This window comes from Candidatus Dormiibacterota bacterium, from assembly GCA_035635555.1.
Classification (GTDB): Bacteria; Acidobacteriota; Polarisedimenticolia; order Gp22-AA2; family Gp22-AA2; genus Gp22-AA3.
The window spans coordinates 1-2948 of record DASQAT010000008.1 but is presented as its reverse complement, the minus strand read 5'-3'; the positions used below and the strand labels follow the sequence as shown (position 1 = coordinate 2948).

Here is a 2948-nt window from a genome sequence, read left to right as displayed (position 1 = left end):
CGCCGCAGCAGCGGGGCCAAATGACCACTTGAGTGGTCATTTGAGTAGCGATACTATCTTCCTCATGGCGAAGCGAAGATCGAGGCCCAGGGTCAAGACGCTCGGCGTCAGCGAATTCAAGAGTCATTGCCTGGCGCTGGTCGACGACTTGCATCGCAACGGCGGGGAGATCGTTCTCACCAAGCGCGGGAATCGCGTGGCCAAGGTCGTGCCTCTTGTCGATCCGAGGACTCCGCCGCTCCATGGCCTGTTCAAGGGTCGCCTGCGAATCCACGGCGACATTGCCGAGGTGAGCTTCGCCGACCTCTGGGAGCTCAAGTGAGTTTGCTGCTCGACACGCACATCGTGCTCTGGTGGCTCGAGGGTGGTGATCGCCTGAATCAGGCACAGCGGCGGGCGGCGGCCGCCGTCGAACGCGGCAGCGAGAAGCTTCACATCGCCGACGTCACTCTCTGGGAAATCGCCATGCTCGCCGATCGCGGGAAGATCACGGTGCCTCAGGGATTGGCCGCGTTTCTCGAGGAGCTCGAAAGCAACGCTCGCCTCGAGGTGCTCCCCATCACGGGCGCCATCGCGCTGGATGCGGTGAGGCTAGGGAACTCGTTCCCGAACGATCCAGCCGATCGGCTCATCGCCGCCACAGCGCGGGTGCATGGGCACACACTGGTTACCGCCGACCGCCGGGTTCGGGAAGCGGCTGTCGTAGCGGTCCTGTGATGGCTCTTGGAGGAGATGATGTCGCGGAGAGCGCGCGACCCAAGTCGCGCTCATATCCGCGTTCACGTCCTTGGCCCCGAAAATAGAGCCTCGTCTCACCGGGCGACGAAGCCGACGACTCCCGTCGCATGGATCTGCGAGAGATCGCCGTCGCCGGTGTGCATCACCGGCCCGTCCTCGTGCCCGGCGAACCAGCGCCCCGGAGTGTCGGCGAGGACCGAACGGATTTCGTTGTGGCGCGGCCCGGCCGGGAGCGCGATCCGGACTGGGTCGGCGTCCGGCGTGGGGAGCTCGAGGAGGAGCTTGGAACCGAAGGACAGGATGCTCAATCCCTCCGGGTTCTGCGACCAGCCCTCGCTTCCCCCGACGAGCCAGCCACCGCCAGGTACTCCGTCCACGCCGAGGAGGATGCTCGAGGCCTCGAGCTGGAACGTGCGCGACCGGCGGAGGGTGCCGTCGGCGGTGCTCACGCTCACGAATGCGTCCCAGAACGTGTTGTCGCCGCCCGGGACCCGGCGCGCGCGCCCGACCACGGCGACCTCGCCGTGAGACGCCCGGATGTCGTAGGGTTCGTCCTCGTTCTCGGTCCCGACCAGCCGTGACCAGAGGTGAGCCCCCGCGCGGTCGAATTTCTCCAGCAACACGTCCGAGTCCTGCGAAAACGCATTGCCCGCGAGCTTCTTGAGGTCTTCCCCGGTGAAATCCTTGTGCGCCCGGAGCTTGAACGGGTTGGCCCAGAACGCCACGTAGGCGTTGCCGTCCGCGTCGACGTCGAGGAGCGCCCGGAACGAGGACCACATGGCCTCGAAGGTGTCGAACGTTCCTCCGATGGGGAGAAACGGAATGTGATGGCTGACCGGAAGGACCAGCGTCCGGCGGGGTGCCTTCCACCCGGTGGCGAAGGCGAGCCGGTAGAGGAGCACCGATTCGAGCGGCGTGACGACCGCGACCACCGTCTCCTCTCCGTCGGGCGCGGTCCGGACCGAATCGCGGGGCAGCGCATTGGCCGTGACATCGGTCGGGACCGGGACCCCCCCGCCAGAGGGGAACGGGTCGTTGGCGATCTCTGGATCGTGGAGCCGCTGGAGGTCGAGTGGGGCCAGACGCTCGCTCAGGCGAGCCACGAAGACGTTGAAGTCGGCATCGATCAGGACGGCGCTCACCTCACCGGAGGGGTGCAGCGCGGCATCCTCGATGAGGAGGCCGGCCGGTGCATTCCACGGAGTGGACTCGGGACTGTCGACCCGGCGGATCCGGCTCGCGCCGTACTCGGCGACGGTGAAGCTGGCGAGCTGCTCCTCGAGGACGACGTCGGTGCCGGTCGGCAGGCGCATGCGACGGCGAACGGACCAGCCCTCGGTTCGCTCGAACGAAGGGCCGGGATCCACGGTCGACCCGGCATCCGGCCCGGTGTGGATCTCCCCGGGACCACCCGGGCTAGAGCCGCAGGCAGCCAGGAGCAGCGGGAGGGTCAGCACCGCAGGAAGGACGGATAAGCGAACTTCTGTCACCTCGCCCTCCTCTTGCCTCCTCGCGACCAGCCGAGCAGGGCCGCGGCGGGAGGGCACACCACCCTCCCCGGGCAGGGGCGTACGTCATTTGCCAAAGTGCGCCAGGGGTAGGAAGGTTCAGCCCCCTTCCTGGACTTGTTGATGCCTTCGCAGAAGGTATTATTCCCGGCGGCATCTCCTCCCGGCGGAATCAGCACTTGGTAGCCGCCGTGTTGGCTACAAATCCCGTCCGCACGAAGACATCTGAGCACAACTCGCGTCAAGCGGGGCGAAAAGGACTACGTGGACGCGCTTGTTTCCGCCGCTCAGGACCCGGCGTGGTTAGACTGCGCCCTGAGTTCTGCGAAGGAGCATACAAATGATCCCGTCGACCGCGACGTGGGTGTTGGTAGCCGATGCCCGAGGTGCCCGCATCTTCAGCTTCCTCGAAAAGAATGGCCAATGGACGCTGCACGACACCCTCAAGGGCGACGGCAGCGGCCACCCCGATCAGACCTCCGACTTCGGCCCCAAGGCCTCGGAGCACAAGGGGGCCCTGCACGGCCACGGCGAGCCCAACGCCAAAGAAACCCAGGAGCGACGCTTCGCCCACACCCTGGCCCACGTGCTGGAGCGGGGTCACGGCACCAAGGCCTTCGCGAAGCTCGTGCTGGTGGCGCCCCCGAAACTGTTGGGCGACCTGCGTGAAAATCTGAGCCGCGGCCTGCAGAGCGCGGTGGT

At 66.6% G+C, this 2948-nt stretch carries 4 protein-coding genes; 3 read left to right on the top strand and 1 reads right to left on the bottom strand.

Annotated features, from left to right (window positions below):
- Window positions 1-64 precede the first annotated feature (64 nt).
- Together VEW47_02480 and VEW47_02475 are read left to right on the top strand one after the other, a co-directional pair.
- Complete coding sequence (locus VEW47_02480) at window positions 65-322, top strand: hypothetical protein (GenBank protein ID HYS04035.1); 258 nt, start codon at window positions 65-67, stop codon at window positions 320-322.
- Between the two features lie 2 nt (window positions 323-324).
- Window positions 325-717: a type II toxin-antitoxin system VapC family toxin gene (locus VEW47_02475; protein HYS04034.1), complete on the top strand. Its 393-nt coding sequence runs from the start codon at window positions 325-327 to the stop codon at window positions 715-717.
- 95 nt (window positions 718-812) lie between these two features.
- Here VEW47_02475 and VEW47_02470 read toward each other — a convergent pair whose 3' ends face one another.
- The gene (locus VEW47_02470; protein HYS04033.1) at window positions 813-2228 is read right to left on the bottom strand and encodes a hypothetical protein; all 1416 of its coding nucleotides are present in this window, start codon (window positions 2226-2228) and stop codon (window positions 813-815) included.
- Between the two features lie 358 nt (window positions 2229-2586).
- Here VEW47_02470 and VEW47_02465 point away from each other — a divergent pair.
- A partial coding sequence (locus VEW47_02465; protein ID HYS04032.1) for a host attachment protein occupies window positions 2587-2948 on the top strand: 362 nt, incomplete at its 3' end.